Below are 1,319 nucleotides of genomic sequence, written 5' to 3'. Positions count from 1 at the left end.
TGCGGCGGCAGAGCAAGCCGAAGCGCATCAGTTCATTCAAAACCTTAGTGATATCAAAGGCCGCGCCGGTTACGAAGCCCACGTGGGCGAGCGTGGTGTAAAACTGAGTGGTGGTCAGCGTCAGCGTATTGCGATCGCACGCGTCTTATTAAAAGATGCACCGATTCTTGTCTTAGATGAGGCGACATCTGCACTCGACTCTGAAGTCGAAGCTGCGATTCAAGAAAGCCTCTATAAATTAATGGAAGGTAAAACAGTTATTGCGATCGCGCATCGTTTATCAACAATCGCCGCGATGGATCGCTTAATCGTGCTAGATGAAGGGCGTATTGTTGAAGAAGGATCGCACCTAGAGCTGATTGCCAAAAATGGCATTTATGCTCAGTTATGGCAACGTCAATCTGGCGGATTTATTGGCGATTAAGAGTCACCTTGCAGGGTCATGATGAGCGTTCTCGGTCCGCCTGAAATACGGTGCTCACCAAGATAAATACCTTGCCATGTGCCTAGAGCAAGACGCCCATTAGTGATCGGAATCGTCAGAGAAGATCCAAGCATGACCGACTTAATATGTGCTGGCATATCGTCAGCACCTTCATAGTCGTGCTCATAAACAAAACTCCACTGCCCCACGTCGGGAACAAGCTTTAAGAAGTAACGTTCCATGTCTCTGCGCACACTCGGATCTGCATTTTCATTAATGCATAAAGACGCAGAAGAATGTTTGATGAATAAGTGTGCAAGCCCGACTTCGAAGTTTGCTATCTCAGGTACTTGCTGAACAATCTCATCCGTAACGAGATAAAAGCCTCTTTTTTGCGCTTTTAGCCGAATCGTACGTTGAAGCCACATAATGCTCTCACCCAACAATCAATTTACACGAGAGACTAGTGTGCCAGAAAGAAAAAGGCACTGGCCACTAGGAAGACTCAAAACCTAGTGCCGTGCCGAGATAAAACGAGAGGAATTAAGATGACAAGCCAAGCATCTCATTTTTCAACGAATCTTGAACGGGCGAATCGCCCAACCAAATACCAAATAATGCTTGTTTAAAATCTAAACTCGGCACCTCTGAAATAACAAAGTTATTACGATGTACCTGAATGACTGACTTTGCAGGGTCTCAAGACAATAAGAAGGTATCGCTGACATCAATAGGCTCATCAAAGGCTGAGAGAAGTTGTTCAATTCTTGGCTCCATTGCAGAGATATCACCAATTGATTGCTCAAAGCCTTCACGGGTCGCTTCTTGAAGCTTGTCACTACTAATTAAGCTTGATTCAATTTCTAAACAAATTGCCATAGGAGCATTGTCTTCA

At 45.0% G+C, this 1,319-nt stretch carries 2 protein-coding genes and 1 pseudogene; 1 reads left to right on the top strand and 2 read right to left on the bottom strand.

Features of this window, described 5'->3' with window-relative positions:
* On the top strand, positions 1-424 hold a 424-nt coding region (locus A3739_RS22465; protein ID WP_156502770.1), incomplete at its 5' end, for an ATP-binding cassette domain-containing protein.
* Here A3739_RS22465 and A3739_RS22460 read toward each other — a convergent pair.
* Both A3739_RS22460 and A3739_RS31500 read right to left on the bottom strand, forming a co-directional pair.
* Positions 421-852: a secondary thiamine-phosphate synthase enzyme YjbQ gene (locus tag A3739_RS22460; RefSeq protein ID WP_068478143.1), complete on the bottom strand. Its 432-nt coding sequence runs from the start codon at positions 850-852 to the stop codon at positions 421-423. The genes A3739_RS22465 and A3739_RS22460 overlap by 4 nt on opposite strands.
* A 115-nt stretch (positions 853-967) precedes the next feature.
* Positions 968-1,303 (bottom strand): annotated as a pseudogene (locus A3739_RS31500) (chalcone isomerase family protein).
* Positions 1,304-1,319: the final 16 nt, after the last annotated feature.

The sequence above is a fragment of the Oleiphilus sp. HI0067 genome, from assembly GCF_001635735.1.
Note: the sequence above shows the minus strand (reverse complement) of the source record. Positions and strands in the feature narration are given on the sequence as shown.

Excerpts from the sequence above, each read along its gene's own strand:
- A3739_RS22460 (WP_068478143.1), bottom strand. The coding sequence starts at position 852 with ATGTGGCTTCAACGTACGATTCGGCTAAAAGCGCAAAAAAGAGGCTTT.